This window comes from Jeotgalicoccus nanhaiensis (assembly GCF_015235105.1).
Classification (GTDB): Bacteria; Bacillota; Bacilli; order Staphylococcales; family Salinicoccaceae; genus Jeotgalicoccus; species Jeotgalicoccus nanhaiensis.
Genome location: NZ_JADGLW010000001.1, coordinates 324,526 through 344,851, shown reverse-complemented (window position 1 = coordinate 344,851; position 20,326 = coordinate 324,526). Strand labels below are relative to the sequence as shown.

The window sequence follows — 20,326 nt, the reverse complement described above, 5'->3', positions numbered from 1 at the left end:
TTTGTGGATAAATGTTATGCTTGGATATAAGTTCAATTCATTAGTAAGATTGAATTGTAATTAAAAAATTAGGAGGCAGTTATAATGGCAGTTAAATATGAAATCAGTGCAGTAAACACAGGGGGCCGCAAAGGTCACGTGGCAACAGAAGACAAAGCGATTGATTCACCGGTAATTCCGCCGGATCAGGATGGCGAGGGTGTTAACCCTGAACAGTTATTCGCTGCGGGATATGCTTCCTGCTTTAACGGTGCCTTTGATTTAATGATTAAAAAAGGCGGCGTTCGTGATGCAGAGCCGGAAGTTACTTTAACAGTACGCCTTGAAGAAGATGGCGAAGGCGTTAAACTTGGTGTAGATATTAAAGCTAAAGTTAAAAACATGTCTCAGGAAGACGCTGAAAAATATTTAGAGCAGGCACACGATTTCTGCCCTTACTCTAAAGCAACACGCGGCAACATCGACGTGGATTTATCAGTAGAAGTAGTGTAATAATTTATAGAAGATAAAAACCAGAGCCCCGTGCGGGCTCTTTTTTATTGGTGTAAAGATGATGCTGGAGTTTTTATAGTGATTTTAGGAATCTTATGTTGTTCATTGACCTGGTAGTGAGTTTAGTCAGTCAAAGAGAGATGAATTTATCCACGGTGGCACACGCCGTCCGCTCCCGCGCCATCGAGAATCCACGGCGGCACACGCCGCTCATTCCCGCGCCACGGAGAATCCACGGTGGCACGCGCCACCCAATCCCGCGCCACGGAGAATCCACGGTGGCACACGCCACCCCAACCACCACCACCCAGCAAAACCTAAAATTATTCAACAACTATATCAAAAACCGCAGTCTTACCTTCTGAATTCATCAAGGGTTCAAATACAGCAACCATATTTTCAGGTGCGGATACTAAGCCGTAGGACATTTGGCCGGTTATACTTTCACCTGGAGCAAGGTCGGCAGGGAAGATGCTGTCGAGTTCGTAGCTGTGTGCGAGTTCACCGTCCGCTTCAAGTGTAATATCTCGCCCTGCCGGGAATGTCTGGTCTGTGCCGTTTTCATATGTAATGTCGAGAACGAGCACGCCGCTGACATCGATAATATTCGTATCGTTGCGCTCGTCTGTCATAAAGGCATCATTAATTGTTACTGTAATGCCGTCGATTTCAACGGGCTCGCCCAGCTGATAATTATCGCTCTCTGATTTTGCTGATTCGACTGCAACTTCATCAACTTCATCGATTTCAATTTCATTTTCCTCTTCGCTGTCAAAAAGATCTTTATCCTCTTCAAGAGATGCAGTTTCTGAAGATTCAGCTGTGCCGGTATTTTCTTTATCAGTATTATCATTGCATGCCGCAAACAGCATGGCTGTGAATGCCAGCAAAGTCAGCAGTTTAATTTTTTTCATTTACTTTAACCCCCGGGATACTATAATGGTTTTATGATACCATTAGATTGAAATAGCTATCAATAGCATTCAGAACGCACAAAGGGGAAAACTTATGAATACAACGAAGATTGTCGTCACTTTATCAGGTCATAATGATGACGAAATTAAAGAAGAAATTCAAAAAGCGAAAGAGAATATAGACGCTTTTGATATCGTGGAGATACGCGGAGATGTTTTCGATGCGTTGAACCGGGAGGATCACGGCAAAAAAGTCAGATATATTATAGATTATTTTAAACCGCTGAACAAAGAAATTATTTATACATACCGCACGGCGAAAGAGGGCGGCAGCGGTTCAAAAACAACAGTTGAGTACGAAGCGCTCTTAAACGCTGTCTGTCAGACAATGGATATTGACTATATCGATATCGAAGTTCAATCCGGCGATAAAATTACAGCATCTGTCTGCAAAACTGCGCGTGCCAATAATGTGAAATGCCTGATGAGTCATCACGATTTTAAGCGTACACCCTCAAGCGGAGAAATTTTATCGATTATTAATAAAATGCACACGCTCGGCGGAGATTTATACAAAGTTGCTTACTTCCCTCATGAAAAGAAGGATGTGGACAAAGTCACTGGAGCTGTGAAAAGTGCTAAACAAAAGTACGGAGACAAAATAATTGGAATCTCTATGGGAGAACTCGGAAAAGACACGCGTACGGCAGAGGGAGAAGCGGCTTCGGCACTAACCTACGGCTTTGTATCAAGGGATGCGGCTCCGGGACAGATTCATGTAACACAATTGCGTGAAATATTTACCAGATAAAAATATTAAGCAATCTTTACAGCAGGTTAACGAAAGAATAATAACCAGCTGATAAAATGGGAACCAGAAGATATGAAAACTTAACTCTTCTCCCCAGCCCCTTTGTCCGAAACCTTCCCCTGAGGTTTCGGACTTTTTTCGTTTTTGCATATGTCTAATTTACTTTATCTGGGGTATTATAAGTGTAAGAATAATTTCTTATTCGGGAGGATAACTATGATTACATTTTACGAATACCCTAAATGCACGACTTGCCGCAAGGGCAAAAAGTTTTTAGCAGATAATAATCTGGAGTTTACTGAAATTGATATGGTTAAGCATGTACCGGCTAAAGATACGCTGAAAGGTATCCTCGACAAATCGTCGCATTCAATTGATGACTTTTTTAACAAGCGGGGCACTAAATTTAAAGAGCTCGGATTAAAAGAACGTCTTCATGATTTGAGTGAAGAAGAGAAACTGGAACTGCTCGCAAGTGACGGCATGCTGATTAAGCGGCCGATGGTTGTACTTGATGATGATGTGTTATTAGGTTTTAAAGAAGAAACTTATAAAAATGCATTATTGAATTAATTCACTTGCCTAAAGTATGGCAATTGTGCAACAATAAGTATGATAAGTTAAAAGGGAGGTTTTAGCGTGTCATTACCACAAGATTTAAAGTACAGCGAAGATCATGAGTGGATTATAGTTGAAGGAAATACTGTAACAATCGGTATTACTGACTTTGCACAGTCTGAACTTGGAGATATCGTATTTGTCGAACTTCCAGAAGAAGGCGACGACATCTCTACAGGTGATTCTTTCGGCAGCGTGGAATCAGTGAAAACTGTTTCTGAATTATATGCACCGGTTTCCGGTTCTATAGTTGCTGTTAACGAAGAGCTTGAGGACAGTCCGGAACTTGTTAACGAAAATCCATACGAAGGTGCTTGGATGCTGAAAGTTGAACTTTCAGATGAAAGCGAATTAGATAACCTTCTTGATGCTGCTGGTTACCAGGCAGTAATCGAGAAATAATAACTTAGCTCTGGACTTTTGTCCGGAGTTTTTTTAAAACCTATATTTATTGCTTAAAGTGAATTTATATTAAAAATTTAACTAAGGGTGATACGGATGAATCTTTCTGATAAAGTACTCATTGTTGAGGGAAAAACGGATAAGCGCAGATTGGAAGAAGTGCTGGTGGAACCTGTACAGATAATTTGCACCTTCGGTACGATGGGTATTTCAAAACTGGATGAGATTATTGATCAGCTTGGCGATTCTCAAATATTCATTTTATCCGATGCGGATAAGGAAGGAAGAAAAATTCGTAAATGGTTTAAAAAACATCTTAGTGAAAGTACTCATATTTATATAGATCCCAAATTCGGGGAAGTCGGACGCTGTCCGCATGACTACCTTGCAAACCTCTTGCTCAGACACGGTTTTTATGTAGATACGAGCCTAATAATGAAAGGTAAGTTTTATCGTGAAGGAAACAATTTCAACGGAAAATATATTAAAGAATATACAGGATAGAGAGTATTATATTATTTTCGGCTATGCAACGATGTGCAAAACATGCGATATCTCAGAAACGATGCTCAGCGTCGCTGCTTCTGCAAGAGAAATCAGCTATGAACGCATCAACTTAAATTTTTATAAAACACTGATAGATAAATATCAGATTCGTTCTGCGCCAGCACTGCTGCTGTTTAAAAACGGCAAACTTGTCAGGGAAGTCTACGCATTTCAATCTGTTACTTATTTAAACGAAGTTCTGGAAGAATTTCTGATTGACTAATAAAGAATAGTCTGATAATATGAATTTCAATCAAATATTAACTCTTATCAAGAGTGGTGGAGGGATGTGCCCTTAGAAGCCACGGCAACCGTCATCGTGACAAGGTGCCAAATCACTGGATTAATATCCTCAGATGAGAGGCGTAATGAACGTTTAAAAGCCTACTCATTTTTGGAGTAGGTTTTTTTAATTGTTCTCCTGGAAAGGGAAGGGATTTATATATAATGATAGATATTAGTAATGTGACTAAAATATTTAAAACTAAAAATCAAAATATAACGGCAGTAGATAATGTCGGTCTGAATGTGAAGAAAGGTGAAATTTTTGGAGTTATCGGCTACTCGGGCGCCGGCAAATCCACGCTGATTCGTCTCTTGAATGGACTGGAGCAGCCGACGGAAGGGACTGTTACAGTAACCGGTGATGAAATCAGCGGCATGACGATGAAAGAACTGCGGCAAAAACGTCAAAAAGTATCGATGATATTTCAGCATTTTAACCTGCTCTGGTCACGAACAGTCGCTGAAAATATCAGCTTTCCGCTGGAAATCGCAGGTGTACCTAAAAAAGAACGGCAGCTGCGTGTTTCGGAACTGATAAGGCTGGTTGGTCTGGAAGGCCGCGAAAACAACTACCCGAGTGAGCTGTCCGGCGGCCAGAAACAGCGCGTCGGCATTGCGAGAGCGCTGTCGAATGAACCACAGGTTCTGCTGTGCGATGAAGCGACCAGTGCTCTGGATCCTGAAACGACAGATGAAGTGCTTGACCTGCTCGTCGATATTACGAAAAAGATGAACTTGACCATCGTGCTGATTACGCACGAAATGCATGTTATCAGAAAAATATGCGACCGGGCAGCTGTCATGGAAAACGGTAAAGTAGTGGAAGTGGGGCCAGTTATCGAACTGTTCCAGAATCCTCAGTCAAATGTAACGAAACGTTTCGTTAAGGATGATATTTCGGATGATGACCACGCAGTAGCCATGGAAGAAATAAAAGAAGCTTTCCCGACTTCAACTATCGTTAAGCTGACATTTGTCGGCACCCGCACAAAATCGCCGATTGTCTCTCAAGTTATCCGGAATTACGGTCTTGATGTAAATATCCTGTCAGGAAATATTAAGCAGACGAATCAGGAATCATACGGTCATCTTTATATCGCCCTCGATATTAATCAGGAAACACTGGAACAAATTACTGCAGAGTTTAAAAAACACGATGTCACGCTGGAGGTTGAAAGTAAATGAATGAATTTCTGACAGCATTTAAAGAAATGTTCGCCTTCGAAAACGTGAAATGGGATGCAGTTTTAGAAGCGACTTACGAAACAATTTATATGACCGTGATAGCAACTGCACTGGCCTTCCTGATCGGGCTGATACTCGGTATTATTTTATTCTTATCGAATAAAAGTCATAACGGTGTGTCAAAACCGGTTTACGGCGCAACATCATTTATTGTTAACCTCTTCAGAGCAATACCATTTATCATTTTAATTATTTTAATTATGCCGTTCACAAAAGCAATTATGGGAACGGTAATGGGTTCAAATGGTGCGCTTCCTGCACTGATTATCGGTGCAGCGCCCTTCTTTGCCCGTCTCGTTGAAATCGGTCTGAAGGAAATCGACAAGGGTGTTATTGAAGCGGCTGAATCGATGGGAGCGAACACGTGGACTATCATTTGGAAAGTGCTGATTCCGGAATCGCTGCCTGCTCTCATTTCCGGTATCACGGTGACATCAATTATGCTTGTCGGCTCTACTGCAATCGCCGGAGTTATCGGTGCGGGAGGTCTTGGTAACCTCGCCTATATGGTCGGCTTCACAAGAAACCAGCCGGATGTCACACTCGTTGCAACTGTAGTAATTCTGATCATCGTTTTTATCATCCAGATTATTGGAGATACTCTGTCTAAAGCAGTCGATAAACGCTGATCTAACAATAAAAACTATAATGAAAAGAGGCTATTACATGAAGAAGATTTTTGGTATTGTCACTCTGTTTGCACTCGTATTAGTTTTAGCAGCATGCGGTAACGGTTCGGACTCAGAAGAAAGTGCTGAAGGAGAGGCGGCTGAAATCTCAGTTGCGGCATCACCTGCACCGCACGCTGAAATTTTAGAAAGAGCAGCTGATATTTTAGCTGAAGAAGATATCACAGTTAACGTGGAAATCGTTAACGATTACACTACGCCTAACAGATTGCTTGCTGATGAAGAAGTGGACGCTAATTTCTTCCAGCACACACCTTACTTAGATGGTGAAACTGAATCGCACGGTTATGATTTAACAAGCATCGGCAACGTACATATCGAGCCAATGGCAGTATATTCAAACGATTATGATTCACTGGAAGATATTCCTGACGGGTCGACAATTTTAGTGTCGAATAACCCTGCTGAAGAAGGACGTTTTCTGTCATTCTTCGTAAATGCAGGTCTGGTTGAAATCGAAGAAGGCATCGAAATCCAGGATGCGACATTTGATGATATAACAGAAAACCCGCACAATTTTGAGTTCGATAACAATACAGCACCTGAGCTGCTGGTAAGCATGTACGAAAATAACGAGGCGCCGGCAGTAATTATCAACGCTAACTTCGCGATCGACGGGGGCTTAAGCCCGGTTGACGATTCAATTGCTGTAGAAGAAGGAGACTCGCCATACGCTAACCTTATCGCTGTAAGAGCAGGCGATGAAGAACGTCCGGAACTGCAAAGATTAATCGAAGTATTGCAATCGGAAGAAATGGTTCAGTTCATTGAAGAAGAATACGACGGCACTATTATTCCAGCTGAATAAGAACGATGCTTCAAAAAGCACTCCTCTGTGAGTGCTTTTTTGATTTCTACGAAAAGAACTGTCTATCCAAAATGACTTTAAAAAACAAGCCTGAAATGACCAGTCTCAATCAGTCATTTCAGGCTTGTTTTATATCGTCAGCACAATCATCAATATAAATAAGGTGATTAGATATATCAGTGAATATTTTAAATTAATATTTGCCCAGCGCTCTTTATTATCAGTCTGCAATCCTTTCACAGACAGGAAAATCCATACTAAAGTCAGAATCAACGAGACGGTAAAGAATATCCAGCCGAATGTTCCAAGCAGGATAAACGGCACAGGCACGAGGGCGATAACGTAATACAGGTTTTGTCTGATCGTCGCATCGACTCCGATAACGACCGGAAGCATCGGCACGCCGGCTCTTGTATAGTCAGCGAGGCGTTTAACAGCGATAGCTAGCGTATGCGGAATTTGCCAGATAATTAATATGTAGAATAAGGCAATCGGGACAACATGAGCAGCGGGGGCAATTACAGCCCAGCCGATCAGCGGCGTAAATGCACCGGAGATACTGCCTATTATCGTATTAATTGTGTACCGGCGTTTCGACCAGAATGTATACAGGACGACGTAGAAGAACCAGCCTAAAAATGAATATACTGCTGCTTCGATTGTTGTTATCAGCATGAGAGCCAGTCCGATTACTGTCGTTGCGACCGCAGCAATCAGTACACCTTTTAAAGGAAATGAGCCGGTAACGGTCGGACGCTGCTGAGTACGGTCCATTTTTTTATCAAGATCGTATTCAAACCAGTTATTGAACATCAGTGCACCGGAAATAACGAGGGTGCTGCCGGCCATCGTTAAAATAAAAAGCACCCAGTGATCGGTAAAGTTTTCGCCGTTAAAGTACAAAGCGAGCCAGTAAGCTGTAAATACGGGCAGTACATTGGCAGCGAGGACCTTACCTTTTAATAAGTATTTTATATCGATCAGCAAATTTATAAATTTTGACGGACTGCGTGTTGAAGTATTATGTGTATTCAAAAAAATTCCCTCACAAGTGTTATAATCAATACAGTATATTATATCAGTACAGACTTATTCGCGAAATGCGGGAATAGATAAATTATGTGAACGAAAAGATGTTTCTGCAGTCATAGTACAGGGTATAAATAAAATTAACCGGAGGAGGAGAGTTTTAATGGAGAATAATGAACAGCCTTACAGCAATATAGTCCATAACGGTTTTGACAAAACACTGGTTATTATCACCTATGTGCTAATGTTTTTTACCGCCGTTATCGGTCCGTTAATTGTCTGGGTAATTAAAAAAGATGATGATCCTGCAACGGAAGTTGCCTTGCGAAATTTAGTGAACTTCGGTATTTCCTATACAATTTATTTAATTATTGCGGGCTTAACGGCGATAATACTCATCGGTTATATACTGACACCGATTATTACCGTGGCATTTTATATATTTATTATTATCGGGATTGTTAAATCATCGGACGGTGAGATTTACAAAGCGCCGTTTACGATTGATTTTATAAAGTAAAACCCCTTTGCCAGACAGCAGAAGCTGTCTGGTTTTTTGTCTGATAAATTGCACAGATAATAGAGTAATGGTAAAATTAAAGTGTATTTTAACTTGAAGATAGACGGGAGGAACTAATATGAATGACTTTGATAATTCACCGAGAACCGGTTTCGACAGCACGCTGGTTTTAGTTTCCTATATCGTATCGCTATTTACTGCAGTAGTCGGTCCGCTAATAATCTGGGTACTGAAAAAAGATGATGATCCGCTTACCTCAGATGCACTCCGTCACGTTGCAAATTTCGGATTATCATATACAATTTACATGTTTGCTGCATGGCTGACATCAATCATTCTGATTGGACTTGTACTCGGTCCGATAGTAACGATTGCATTTTACGTATTTGCGATTATCGGAATCGTTAAAGCTGTTAATGGAGAGGTCTATAAACCGCCGTTTACAATCGATATTTTCAAATAGACAAAAGTAGATAAAATACTTCTAAATGATAGAATAGTCATTTAGAAGTGTTTTTATTTTTTTGACGTCAAGACTCATATTAAGAAGCTGAACCCTTTAAACTGCGCGCTTTTTGGGGTATAATATATAGGTGTTGCAAGGAGTCTGGTACTTTGACTATAGATTAGAATTATTATAAACTATAAGAGTATTAGAAAATCTTAAATTTCAATTGGAGGATTAGACATGGCATCTGTTTTAGAAATTAAGAATCTACACGTTGAAATAGACGGTAAAGAAATATTAAAGGGTGTTGATTTAACACTTAAGCAGGGTGAAATCCACGCTGTAATGGGACCAAATGGTACTGGTAAGTCTACACTTGCACAAGCTATCATGGGTCACCCGAGTTATGACGTTACAGAAGGTGAAGTTCTTCTTGACGGTGAAAACATTCTTGAAATGGAAGTAGACGAGCGTGCTCAAGCTGGTTTATTCCTCGGTATGCAGTATCCATCAGAAATCTCTGGTGTAACTAACTCTGACTTCCTTCGTTCTGCAATTAATGCACAGCGTGAAGAGGGCGACGAGATTAACTTAATGCAGTTCATTAAGAAATTAGATAAAAACATGGAATACCTTGAAATGGATCCGGATATGGCTACACGTTACCTTAACGAAGGATTCTCAGGCGGAGAGAAGAAACGTAACGAAATTCTTCAGTTAATGATGCTCGAGCCTAAATTCGGTATTTTAGATGAGATTGACTCCGGTCTTGACATCGATGCTCTCAGAGTTGTATCTGAAGGTATCAACAAGCTTCGCGGCCAGGAATTCGGTTCTTTAATCATCACTCACTACCAGCGTTTACTTAACTACATTACACCTGACGTTGTTCACGTAATGATGAGAGGTAAAGTAGTTAAATCAGGCGGGAAAGAACTTGCTGAACGCCTTGAGTCTGAAGGTTACGACTGGATTAAAGAAGAACTTGGCATTGACGACGAAACTGTCACTGAAGACAAATAAGACGGGAGGATCACTATGGCTACTGAATTAAATGCATTCGAACTGAACAAGGAAGAGATTATTGCCGCTGCAAATAACAGAGGCGAATCTGAGTTCCTGCTCGGTAAAAGAAAAGAAGCAGTAGAACAATTTGATAGTCTTGACATGATTAAACCTGACAAGACTAAGGTAGACAAATGGGATTTCTTTAACGTAACTTCACCAGTTGTTGAGAGCAGTACTTACAACTCTCTTGACGAACTGCCGGAAGCTGTTAAAGGATTAATTGACCTGGATAACAGTAAAAATATATATGTACAGCACAACAACACACCAGCTTACCTTCGTTTAGATGAAAAATTGAAAGCAAAAGGTGTTATTGCTGAAAACATCATCGACGCAGCAAATAATCATCCTGAACTTCTTGAGAAGTACTTTATGACTGAAGGCGTTAAAATTGATGAGAACAAACTAACGGCATATCACGCTGCATTATTAAACGGCGGTATTTTCATTTATGTGCCTAAAGATGTCCACATTGAAGACCCGATTCAGATGGTAGTACTCCACGACGACAAAGATGCTTCATTATTCAACCACGTTCTGATTGTTGCAGATGAAGGTTCTGAAGTAACTTACGTTGAGAACTACTTTACCAACCTTGAATCGTCAACTGAAAAAATTAATATCGTCTCAGAAGTTATCGCGTTAAATAACTCTAAAATCACTTACGGCTCTGTAGATTTCCTGCCGAAAGAAATGACTGGTTATGTTAACCGACGCGGTGTTGCAGCAGATGATGCAAATATCGACTGGGCTTTAGGGCTGATGAACGATTCAAATATCATTTACGACAACACAACTTATCTGAACGGAGACCGTTCTGAATCAGATCTTAAGATTGTAACTGTAGGCCGCGGTGAAACGAAAGCGAACTTCACTACGCAGATTATTCATTACGGTAAAGATTCAAACGCTCACATTCTTAAGCACGGTGTTATGAAAGACAGCGCTACTAGTATCTTTAATGGTATCGGCTACATTAAGCATGGTGCTACAAGAGCTGACGCACAGCAGGAATCACGTATTCTGATGCTGAGTGAAAAAGCGCGCGGTGATGCTAACCCGATTCTTCTTATTGACGAAGACGACGTTACAGCAGGGCACGCAGCTTCAGTCGGCCGTGTTGATGATCTGCAGCTCTTCTACCTGATGAGCCGCGGTATCGCGAAGAAAGAAGCAGAACGTCTTGTAATTCATGGTTTCTTAGATCCGGTAGTTAAAGCATTGCCTATCGAATCTGTCAGAAAACAACTCAAAGAGATTATCGAGCTTAAGGTACTATCTTAAGGAAGGGAGGGCTCTGACGAATGGATATACAAAAAATCCGTCAGGATTTCCCGATACTTGGTGAACAGGTAAACGGAAAAGACCTCATATATCTAGATACATCAGCAACGAGTCAGACACCATTAAAAGTAATCGAGGCTATGAACGATTATTACAGAGAGTATAACTCAAACGTTCACCGCGGTGTGCATACACTCGGAACGAAAGCGACAGATGCGTATGAAAAAGCGCGTATGAAAGTACGCAGTTTTATCAATGCAAAACGCTTTGAAGAAATCGTTTATACGCGCGGAACTACGGCGGCAATTAATTTGGTTGCCCGCAGCTTCGGCGATTTGGTTATTGAAGAAGGCGATGAAATCGTCGTTAACGAAATGGAACACCACGCTAACATCGTCCCCTGGCAGCAGCTTGCCAAGCGAAAAGGTGCGGAACTTGTCTTTATTCCCCTGGAAGAAGACGGAACGATAGCGCTTGACAACGTGGAAAAAGCGATGAGCGACAAAACAAAAATCGTTGCGATTACACATGTATCAAATGTACTCGGCACGATTAATGATATTAAATCGATTGCTGAAATAGCCCATGCTCACAATGCGTATATTTCTGTTGACGGTGCACAGGCTGTACCTCATATGGCAGTTGACGTGCAGGACTTGGACGTCGACTTCTACGCATTCAGCGGACACAAAATGCTCGGACCGACAGGTATCGGTATTTTATACGGCAAAGCTGAGTTGCTTGATAAAATGGAGCCGATTGAATACGGTGGAGATATGATCGATTATGTTTATAAAACCGAATCGACATGGACGGATCTTCCTGTGAAGTTTGAAGCGGGAACGCCGATGATTGCCGAAGCTGTCGGTTTGAATGCAGCAATCGATTATATTACCGAACTCGGCCTCGATAATATTTATCAGCATGAGAAAGAGCTTGTTCGCTATGCTTATGACAAAATGTCTGCAATCGAAGGAATTGAAATATATGGTCCCGGCAAGGACAACCGTGCAGGACTTATCACTTTCAATCTTAAAGGCGTACACCCTCACGACCTCGCAACTGCGCTGGACTCAGAAGGAATTGCTGTTCGCGCCGGTCATCACTGCGCTCAGCCGCTGATGAAATGGTGCAAGGCATCGTCGACAGCAAGAGCAAGTTTTTATATATACAACACGATTGAAGAAATCGACCAATTTATTGAAAGTCTGGAAAAAACGAAGGAGTTTTTCTCGTATGAATTTTAACAACCTGAATCAGCTGTATCGCTCAGTTATTATGGACCACTACAAAAATCCCCGGAATAAGGGTGTAATTGAAGATGGTTCGATGACAGTTGAAATGAATAACCCGACTTGCGGTGATGAGATTCAGCTCACATTGAACGTTGAAGAGGGCATCATTAAAGATGTTAAGTTCCAAGGGGAAGGCTGCTCAATTTCCATGTCCAGCGCATCTATGATGACAGAAGCTATCATGAATCAGCCTGCAGACAAAGCGTTAGAAATGGCTGCTGAGTTTTCGAATATGATGCTTGGTGAGGACTACCATATTACTGACGATATGGGCGATATTGAAGCGCTGCAGGGAGTAAGTCAATTCCCTGCACGCATTAAATGTGCAACACTCACTTGGAAAGCACTGGAAAAAGGATTTAAAGAATCCGATAAAAATTAGTATTGAGGAGCGATCATATATGGTTAAGCAAGCACCGGATATTGGCGATTACAAATATGGTTTCCACGATAAGGACGTTTCTATTTTCCGTTCTGACAGAGGATTAACTGAAGAAATCGTCCGTGAAATATCTAAAATGAAAGAAGAGCCGCAGTGGATGCTGGACTACCGTCTTAAGTCTCTGCAGCACTTCTATGACAGACCAATGCCTTTATGGGGCGGAGATTTATCGGAACTTGATTTCGATGAAATTACGTATTACGTAAAACCGTCTGAACAGACTGAACGTTCATGGGATGAAGTACCTGAAGAAATTAAACGTACGTTTGACAAATTAGGTATTCCTGAAGCTGAACAGAAGTACTTAGCAGGGGTTTCTGCTCAGTATGAATCTGAAGTTGTTTATCACAACATGGAGAAAGATCTTGAAGATAAAGGTGTTATCTTTAAAGATACTGACTCTGCGTTAAAAGAGAACGAAGAATTATTCAAAGAATATTTCGGTACAGTTGTTCCGTTTTCTGATAATAAATTCTCAGCATTAAACTCGGCTGTATGGTCGGGCGGATCATTTATCTACTGCCCGCCGGGAGTTAAGCTTGATACACCATTGCAGGCATACTTCCGTATCAACTCTGAAAACATGGGTCAGTTTGAGCGTACTTTAATCATCTGTGATGAAGGCTCAAGTGTTCATTATGTAGAAGGTTGTACAGCACCGACTTATACGACAAACTCACTGCACTCTGCAGTAGTTGAAATCATTGTTAAACGCGATGCATACTGCCGTTACACGACAATCCAGAACTGGGCAAACAACGTATACAACCTGGTTACAAAACGTACTTTCGTTGATGAAAACGGAACTATGGAATGGGTTGACGGCAACATCGGTTCTAAGATTACAATGAAATACCCGTCTATCTTCCTTAAAGGTGAAGGTTCACGCGGTATGACATTATCTATCGCTTTAGCAGGTAAAGGACAATTACAGGATGCTGGTGCGAAAATGATTCATCTTGCGCCAAACACATCTTCTACAATTGTTTCCAAATCAATCGCTAAAGGCGGCGGTAAAGTTTCTTACCGCGGTCAGGTTCACTTCGGGCGTAAAGCACACGGTGCACGTTCAAACATCGAGTGTGATACGCTGATTATGGATAATGAATCCACTTCGGATACTATTCCGTACAACGAAATTTTAAATGATAACATCTCTCTTGAGCACGAAGCGAAAGTTTCGAAAGTGTCAGAAGAGCAGTTATTCTATCTGATGAGCCGCGGACTTGGTGAAGAGGAAGCGACAGAAATGATCGTAATGGGCTTCATCGAACCGTTTACAAAAGAACTGCCAATGGAATATGCAGTAGAAATGAACCGCTTAATTTCCTTCGAGATGGAAGGTTCAATCGGTTAATAAAATATCTATATTTAAACCGCCGCATTAATTTGCGGCGGTTTTTTGTGTTTTACTGCTATTTAATGTATTATTAAAAAAATTCAAATAAAAGGTGTATATCTCATTTTACAGGGTAATTGATAAAGTATAATTTCAGGGGTGATTACATGGGAGAAGATACAAAGACAAAAGGGAAAAGTTCAAAAGACATTAGTCAGAAGTTTCCGCATACATATGCGATACTCCTGTTCATCGTTATTTTAGGAGCAGCACTCAGCTACATAATTCCAGCCGGTGAGTACGACCGCGTGGAAGTGGAGGACAGAGTTGAAGTAATCGGAGGCAGTTTCCATTCTGTTGAACAAAATCCTGTATCGTTTATGGATCTGATTATGGCTATTCCGACAGGGTTAAATGAAGCAGCAGATATTATTTTCTACATATTCCTTATCGGAGGTGCATTCGGAGTAATTCGTAAAACCGGCGCACTGGAAGCAATTATTCAAAAAGTGATGAACAATGTTCAAAAAAATGAACTGCTAGTAATTCCGGTAATTATGACGGTTTTTTCTATACTTGGTTTTACTACAGGAATGTCGGAAGAGGCAATTATCTTCGTGCCGATCGGTATTATGCTGTCAGTTGCGCTCGGCTACGATGCTCTGGTCGGAACAGCCATGGTAACACTCGGTGCGGCTGCGGGCTTTATCGGCGGGATGTTTAACCCCTTCACAGTCGGTATTGCTCACGGAATTGCAGAACTGCCGATATTCTCAGGATGGGGTTTCAGACTGGCAGTTTATTTTGTAGTGTTGCTGATAGGCATTTTATTTGTTATGTCTTATGCTAAAAAAGTTAAGAAAGATCCAAAAAGCAGTCTGGTTTATGAAGAAAGCCAAACAGGCCAGCTCAATTTCACGGAAGATGCGCTTGTCTTGACCGAACTTAGAAAACGGCACATCGTCATTATAGTTTTATTTGCCCTGACGATCGCGATAAACGTTTACGGTATTTTTGTTCATGGATGGTTCTTAACGGAACTGGCAGCGAATTTCTTTATCGTCGGCATCATTATCGGTTTTGTCGGCGGTCTGAAATTGAATACTGTATTTGATGCATTTATTGACGGTATGAAAATTGTTGTTTACGGAGCGATTATTGTCGGCTTTGCAAGAGCGATACTTGTCGTGCTGGAATCGGGATTGATTATTGATACAATTATTTACAGTCTGAGTGCGGTGCTTGATAATGTACCGACTGCACTGACGGCAATCGGTATGCTCGGGGTCCAGGTAATTATTAACTTCTTTATTCCGTCGGGTTCCGGTCAGGCGATGACGACGATGCCGATTATGGTACCTATTTCCGATCTCCAGGGAATTTCAAGACAGGTGGCTGTACTCGCCTATCAATATGGAGATGCTATAACTAACAGTATTATACCGACCTCGGCTTCACTGATGGGCGTTCTTGCTGTCGCAGGTATTCCCTATATAAAATGGGTTAAATTCGTCTGGAAATTAATTATTATATGGTTAATCATAGCGGCAATTGCACTGGTGATTGCAACGCTGATTAACTTACAGTAAAACATGAATGGGCAGCGTCTGCTGTCCATCTTTTTTTATAATACTTAAGACTGATTATTCTGACATTAAATTGACACATTTATATTTAGTGCTAACCTGTAATTATATACAAAAAATGGGAGGCGTATTAAATGGGTCATACGTGGATTAAATTGTCGGTGCTTTATCTTGTGATTGGTATTTCAGTGGGACTGTTTATGTCGTATACGATTCAGCTTAACTGGGCTGCAGGACATGCGCATGTTAACGTAGTCGGGTGGCTGTCAACACTCGGCATCGGTACAGTGTTATCAATCTACCCTCATTTGGCAGAAAACGGTCTCGGAACAGCGACATTTTGGCTGTATCATATCGGCGTTCCTTTATTTCTCTTCAGTACATTTTTCGTACAGGTTAATCCCGGCGTTGCACATATTTTTACATTTATCGGCGGACCGATGTTCCTCGCCGCAATTATTCTCTTCGGCATCAATCTCTTCCTCAATTTAAAAGAAGAAGATGTCCGGAAATATAAACGCGTGCATTAATATTTGTATCATTTAACTTTCAAGTCTTATAATAAGAATAACAACTTATAAAGGCAGGGAGATAAATGGATAATTTACAGGTATTTTATGACAATGCTTTAACACCGGATGAGTATCGTGAAAAGCTCACAGATTTAAAAGACGGATTCGATAAAATTTATAACGAACATGACATAACGAAAGATAATGAATTTGAGAACTTCAAGAATAGTGAGATGAAGCTGCTCGTTATCGCTGAACCATGGTGCGGTCACTGCATGCTTAACCTTCCAATTCTGTTTAAGCTCGCAGAAGAAGCTGGCATTGATGTGAAAGTGGCATTGCGTGACGATAACGAAGAACTGATGAACGGTTACTTAACTAACGGCAATAAAGTAATTCCAAAAGTCATTGCGATTAACAAAGAAGAAAAAGAAGCAGCAGTATGGGGACCGCGTGCACCGATGACGACAGTTATTCAAAAGGATATTATGAAAGATATGCCGGAAAAAGGCACGGAAGAATACGATGCAGCATTTAAATCTGCAATCACAGAAATGAAAGAAAAGTTCAAGACATCACCAGAATTGTGGGATGCTGTAGAAAAAGATTTAAAAGCAACGTTAACTGTAAAATAAGATTAAAACTCCTCTAAAGAAGTTTACTTTAGAGGAGTTTTTATGTGTAGAAAAACTGTATAAATTACGAAGTTTCCTGTGTTTCCTTTTTTCTCGTACTGATAAACACGCCTACTCCAAGAATAAGAATAATACCCGCTGTCTGATATACGCCAAGTCCGACATTTAACAGCACTACAGATGTCAGTACTGCAGATACAGGCTCAAGGAGTCCTAATATTCCCGCTTCCGTTGAACTGATGTATTTCATGCTCGTGATATACAAATAGAAGGCGAGTGTTGTCCCGAGCAGTATGGACAGAACCAGTATAATGATCTGCATTGCCGACCAGTCAAATGAGAAATCAAATACCCATATCGGATGAATGAAGTTCATAATAATACCGCCAGCGAGCATCGAGCCGCCGACGAGCTGCAGGGGATGAATCACCTGCAGCAGCACCGGTGCATGAAGGGTATAATAAGCTAGAGCGATCCCTGATGCAAGTCCGAAAAGTAGTGCAGCTGGTGATACAGCGAGGTTCGTCAAATTGCCGTTTGTGGCAATTAAAATAACACCCGCCAGCATCGAGATAATTATAAGTGCTTCGGTTTTTGTCCACGGCCTGTATTTTTTCATTACCGCGTACAGAATGATATAAATTGGACCGGTGCACTGCAGAACAGTTGCAACCGCAGCGTTGCCGAAGCCGATTGCCGCCATAAATGTATACTGAACCATCGTCATGCCGAAGATAGAATAAACGGCAAACATCAGCACCGTGTGTTTATTCCATACAGTCCGATGTTTCCGGCGGAAAAATAAAGTGTATATAGATAATAAGATAAGACCGCTGACTGTCAGTCTTGCTGTGACGTACCAGTTGACATCGACCGGTGTCGTGGTAAATATATAATCGGATGCCGTGCCTCCGATTCCCCACAGCGAGGCGCCGATAATAACAAAAATTAAACCTTTAACATGCAGAGAATTTCTCATAGCAGTCCCGCCTTTTATTCATTTTTCAAACCCAAATACTGCATCCGGCTGTTAAACAATTTCGGATAAGATAAAAACCCGACCATTACAGAAGCTGCAGTTGCGTTAGTAAGTATTAAAAATAATATGAGCAGTTGATATATGACGGCTTCCATCGGCGGAGCGCCCCCAATAATCAGTCCGCTCATCATACCCGGCAGCTGTACGAGCCCGATTGTTTTCTGTGATTCTATCGTCGGTATCATACTCGTTTGAATCGCTGATTTTAAACTGCGGGAAACCGCGTCTTTCGGCTGGCCGCCGAAGGATAAAATAAGCTCTATCATTTCTTCACTGTTCTCAAGTTCATCGGTAAACTTACTGACGAACAATAACGACAGCACCATGCAGTTACCGATAATCATGCCGCTGATTGGAATAATCTGTTCGGGTTCAAAATCGAGAATACCGAACAGCAGCATAATGCTCATTGAAACAGCTTCGACAGCTGTCAGCGTTAAAATAATAATCCATTTTATGCCGGGAATAAGCGTGCCTTTTTTAATTACATTCTGACTGGCGGCACCAATCATCACGAGAATCATTAATATCATATAAATACTGCTGTCACTGTCAAAGACGAAGGTGAGTATCACACCGACAATGAGCAGCTGAACAATTGAACGTACTGAAGCTATGACGATATCTTTCGTAAGCCCCAGTTTCAGTACGACTGCAATAGCGAGAGGGATGATAACAAAGACGCCGGACAGGAAAAGTTCCTGAAAACCCATCACCGTTCCCCCTTTAAAAATTGCTGTATAAAAGTATTATTTGAATTATATAAACTTGCTATCGGCCCCTGGAGCAGCAGTTCGCCCCTGTTTAAGAACCAGATATCATCACTGACGCGTTCAGCCTGGGCAAGGTCATGTGTTACCCAAATAACAGTCAATCCGTGTTCCTGCTGCAGCTTCATTACGAGCCGTTCAATCTCTCTGACGAGTGTGTAATCAAGGTTTGATGTAATTTCATCAAGCAGCAGTACTTCCGGACGGGAGACAAAGGTCCGGGCTAATGAAATACGGCTTTTCTCTCCTCCGGATAAGGTGTTTATTTTACGGTATAAAAAATCTTCACTAAGTTCTACCATGCTGAGAAGATTTGCCGCACGTTCCTGACTCAGCTTGTCATTAAATATTTGAAGCGGCAGATTTAAATTATCGTATACGGTGCCTGCGAACATCGGTGCGCTTTGAAATGCCATGCCGGCTCTTTTTCTAAGACCGGTAATATCTATATTTTTAATATCTTCACCGCGGTAGAATACACTTCCGGAATCAGGAGAGAGTAAACCGTTAATATGTTTCAGGCAGGTAGTCTTGCCTGCACCGCTCGGGCCGATAAAAGTCGTAATTTTATTTTCTCTGAAAAAACCCGATATATTACGGAGTATTTCCTGATGGCTGACATTTTCAAACTGAATAATCTCCATGACTAATATCCTCCAATGTAAATGTGCTAAAATGAAGTAAGGTGATTTAATGATTTATATAGGACTGACAGGGTGGGGCGACCACGATTCGCTGTACACCGAACTTTCAAATAAAAAAGATAAGTTAATTACATATGCTTCACATTTTCCAATCGTTGAGCTTGATTCAACATACTACGCAGTACAGCGGCAGTCAACGATAGAAAAATGGTGCGACCAGACACCGGAAACTTTCAAATTCGCAGTAAAAGCCCACCAATTTATGACGGGGCACAGCGATTACAGAGATCACTATGATTCTATTAAAGATGTCTTTGCCGCGTACAGGGAAATGCTGATGCCTATGTTTCACAGAAACAAACTCGCATTTGTTCTGCTTCAGTTTCCGCCATGGTTTGACTGCAGCAGCAAAAATATCCGTTATGTAAAATTTGCGGCGGACCTGCTGAAACCTTTTAAAGTCGCAGTGGAGTTCCGCAACCAGACATGGTTCAGTGATGAATATAAGGAAGATACACTGGAATTTCTGCACGACAGCGAAGTAATTCACAGTATATGCGATGAGCCGCAGGCAGGAATCGGTTCAGTTCCTTTTGTTAACCGCATCACAGATGATACTGCCTTTATCCGTCTGCACGGCCGCAATGTTCACGGCTGGACGCAGCAGAACCGCACTTCGGAAGAGTGGCGGGAGGTCCGTTATTTATATGATTATAACAGACAGGAACTGGAGTGGTTACAAAAACAGGTTAATATACTGCAGCATAAAACAAAGGATATTTATATCGTTTTTAATAATAACTCAGGAGGGCATGCGGCCGGCAACGCAAAACAGCTGATCAGCATGCTGGGTATAGAGTACAGCGGGCTTGCACCGAAGCAGCTGAAATTATTCTAAGGGGCTG

General features: G+C 41.4%; 25 protein-coding genes and 1 riboswitch. Of the genes, 20 read left to right on the top strand and 5 right to left on the bottom strand.

Translation table 11 applies throughout. The features are described 5' to 3' along the window. Positions 1–84 precede the first annotated feature (84 nt). Positions 85–492: an organic hydroperoxide resistance protein gene (locus IR135_RS01650; protein ID WP_115886003.1), complete on the top strand. Its 408-nt coding sequence runs from the start codon at positions 85–87 to the stop codon at positions 490–492. Between the two features lie 323 nt (positions 493–815). Here IR135_RS01650 and IR135_RS01645 read toward each other — a convergent pair whose 3' ends face one another. Beyond that, complete coding sequence (locus IR135_RS01645; protein WP_135096110.1) at positions 816–1,406, bottom strand: hypothetical protein; 591 nt, start codon at positions 1,404–1,406, stop codon at positions 816–818. Between the two features lie 94 nt (positions 1,407–1,500). Between IR135_RS01645 and aroD the strand changes: the two genes are divergently transcribed. The 8 genes from aroD (at position 1,501) to IR135_RS01605 (ending at position 6,810) form a co-directional block, all read left to right on the top strand. After that, entirely contained in the window at positions 1,501–2,217 is a 717-nt protein-coding gene (gene aroD / locus IR135_RS01640; protein WP_135096108.1) for a type I 3-dehydroquinate dehydratase, read from the top strand. A gap of 216 nt (positions 2,218–2,433) precedes the next feature. After that, a complete protein-coding gene (locus IR135_RS01635) occupies positions 2,434–2,790 on the top strand; it encodes a Spx/MgsR family RNA polymerase-binding regulatory protein (protein WP_135096106.1) in 357 nt (118 codons plus the stop codon). 66 nt (positions 2,791–2,856) lie between these two features. Next, complete coding sequence (gene gcvH, locus IR135_RS01630; protein WP_135096104.1) at positions 2,857–3,237, top strand: glycine cleavage system protein GcvH; 381 nt, start codon at positions 2,857–2,859, stop codon at positions 3,235–3,237. Positions 3,238–3,333: 96 nt separating this feature from the next. Next, positions 3,334–3,741: a toprim domain-containing protein gene (locus IR135_RS01625; protein ID WP_135096102.1), complete on the top strand. Its 408-nt coding sequence runs from the start codon at positions 3,334–3,336 to the stop codon at positions 3,739–3,741. After that, the gene (locus tag IR135_RS01620; RefSeq protein WP_167753333.1) at positions 3,692–4,006 is read left to right on the top strand and encodes a thioredoxin domain-containing protein; all 315 of its coding nucleotides are present in this window, start codon (positions 3,692–3,694) and stop codon (positions 4,004–4,006) included. The genes IR135_RS01625 and IR135_RS01620 overlap by 50 nt, the downstream gene beginning before the upstream one ends. A 41-nt stretch (positions 4,007–4,047) precedes the next feature. Beyond that, positions 4,048–4,146: riboswitch (SAM riboswitch) on the top strand. A gap of 84 nt (positions 4,147–4,230) precedes the next feature. Continuing rightward, positions 4,231–5,253 carry a methionine ABC transporter ATP-binding protein gene (locus tag IR135_RS01615; protein WP_135096098.1) on the top strand — a complete coding sequence of 341 codons (1,023 nt, stop codon included), beginning with the start codon at positions 4,231–4,233 and terminating at the stop codon, positions 5,251–5,253. Next, on the top strand, positions 5,250–5,942 hold the full coding sequence (locus IR135_RS01610) for a methionine ABC transporter permease (RefSeq protein ID WP_135096096.1): 693 nt from the start codon (positions 5,250–5,252) through the stop codon (positions 5,940–5,942). Before IR135_RS01615 ends, IR135_RS01610 begins: the two co-directional genes overlap by 4 nt. A 37-nt stretch (positions 5,943–5,979) precedes the next feature. Beyond that, a complete protein-coding gene (locus IR135_RS01605; RefSeq protein WP_135096094.1) occupies positions 5,980–6,810 on the top strand; it encodes a MetQ/NlpA family ABC transporter substrate-binding protein in 831 nt (276 codons plus the stop codon). 129 nt (positions 6,811–6,939) lie between these two features. Here IR135_RS01605 and cyoE read toward each other — a convergent pair whose 3' ends face one another. After that, positions 6,940–7,845: a heme o synthase gene (cyoE, locus tag IR135_RS01600; RefSeq protein ID WP_135096092.1), complete on the bottom strand. Its 906-nt coding sequence runs from the start codon at positions 7,843–7,845 to the stop codon at positions 6,940–6,942. 157 nt (positions 7,846–8,002) lie between these two features. Here cyoE and IR135_RS01595 point away from each other — a divergent pair, with 157 nt between their 5' ends. From IR135_RS01595 to IR135_RS01550, 10 genes are all read left to right on the top strand, one after another. Next, positions 8,003–8,359, top strand: a complete 357-nt coding sequence (locus tag IR135_RS01595) for a DUF4870 domain-containing protein (protein WP_135096090.1) — start codon at positions 8,003–8,005, stop codon at positions 8,357–8,359. 118 nt (positions 8,360–8,477) lie between these two features. After that, the gene (locus tag IR135_RS01590; RefSeq protein WP_135096088.1) at positions 8,478–8,822 is read left to right on the top strand and encodes a DUF4870 domain-containing protein; all 345 of its coding nucleotides are present in this window, start codon (positions 8,478–8,480) and stop codon (positions 8,820–8,822) included. 225 nt (positions 8,823–9,047) lie between these two features. Further along, positions 9,048–9,830 (top strand): Fe-S cluster assembly ATPase SufC, encoded by a 783-nt coding sequence (sufC, locus tag IR135_RS01585; RefSeq protein ID WP_135096086.1) that lies wholly within the window; start codon positions 9,048–9,050, stop codon positions 9,828–9,830. A gap of 15 nt (positions 9,831–9,845) precedes the next feature. Further along, the gene (gene sufD / locus IR135_RS01580; RefSeq protein WP_135096084.1) at positions 9,846–11,159 is read left to right on the top strand and encodes a Fe-S cluster assembly protein SufD; all 1,314 of its coding nucleotides are present in this window, start codon (positions 9,846–9,848) and stop codon (positions 11,157–11,159) included. A gap of 20 nt (positions 11,160–11,179) precedes the next feature. Beyond that, the gene (locus IR135_RS01575; RefSeq protein ID WP_135096082.1) at positions 11,180–12,406 is read left to right on the top strand and encodes an aminotransferase class V-fold PLP-dependent enzyme; all 1,227 of its coding nucleotides are present in this window, start codon (positions 11,180–11,182) and stop codon (positions 12,404–12,406) included. Further along, complete coding sequence (gene sufU, locus IR135_RS01570; RefSeq protein ID WP_115885987.1) at positions 12,396–12,836, top strand: Fe-S cluster assembly sulfur transfer protein SufU; 441 nt, start codon at positions 12,396–12,398, stop codon at positions 12,834–12,836. The genes IR135_RS01575 and sufU overlap by 11 nt, the downstream gene beginning before the upstream one ends. A 19-nt stretch (positions 12,837–12,855) precedes the next feature. After that, entirely contained in the window at positions 12,856–14,253 is a 1,398-nt protein-coding gene (sufB, locus tag IR135_RS01565) for a Fe-S cluster assembly protein SufB (RefSeq protein ID WP_135096080.1), read from the top strand. Positions 14,254–14,402: 149 nt separating this feature from the next. Beyond that, on the top strand, positions 14,403–15,824 hold the full coding sequence (locus tag IR135_RS01560; RefSeq protein ID WP_135096078.1) for a YfcC family protein: 1,422 nt from the start codon (positions 14,403–14,405) through the stop codon (positions 15,822–15,824). Positions 15,825–15,955: 131 nt separating this feature from the next. Further along, positions 15,956–16,351: a hypothetical protein gene (locus IR135_RS01555; protein WP_135096076.1), complete on the top strand. Its 396-nt coding sequence runs from the start codon at positions 15,956–15,958 to the stop codon at positions 16,349–16,351. 65 nt (positions 16,352–16,416) lie between these two features. Further along, on the top strand, positions 16,417–16,968 hold the full coding sequence (locus IR135_RS01550) for a thioredoxin family protein (RefSeq protein WP_135096074.1): 552 nt from the start codon (positions 16,417–16,419) through the stop codon (positions 16,966–16,968). 64 nt (positions 16,969–17,032) lie between these two features. Here IR135_RS01550 and IR135_RS01545 read toward each other — a convergent pair whose 3' ends face one another. The 3 genes from IR135_RS01545 to IR135_RS01535 are packed head-to-tail and all read right to left on the bottom strand — an operon-like array spanning position 17,033 to position 19,421. Then, complete coding sequence (locus IR135_RS01545; protein WP_135096072.1) at positions 17,033–17,947, bottom strand: DMT family transporter; 915 nt, start codon at positions 17,945–17,947, stop codon at positions 17,033–17,035. Between the two features lie 14 nt (positions 17,948–17,961). Beyond that, complete coding sequence (locus tag IR135_RS01540; RefSeq protein WP_135096070.1) at positions 17,962–18,720, bottom strand: ABC transporter permease; 759 nt, start codon at positions 18,718–18,720, stop codon at positions 17,962–17,964. Continuing rightward, entirely contained in the window at positions 18,720–19,421 is a 702-nt protein-coding gene (locus IR135_RS01535; protein ID WP_135096068.1) for an ABC transporter ATP-binding protein, read from the bottom strand. Before IR135_RS01535 ends, IR135_RS01540 begins: the two co-directional genes overlap by 1 nt. Positions 19,422–19,470: 49 nt before the next feature. Here IR135_RS01535 and IR135_RS01530 point away from each other — a divergent pair, with 49 nt between their 5' ends. Next, positions 19,471–20,319 (top strand): DUF72 domain-containing protein, encoded by an 849-nt coding sequence (locus IR135_RS01530; protein ID WP_135096066.1) that lies wholly within the window; start codon positions 19,471–19,473, stop codon positions 20,317–20,319. Positions 20,320–20,326 lie beyond the last annotated feature (7 nt).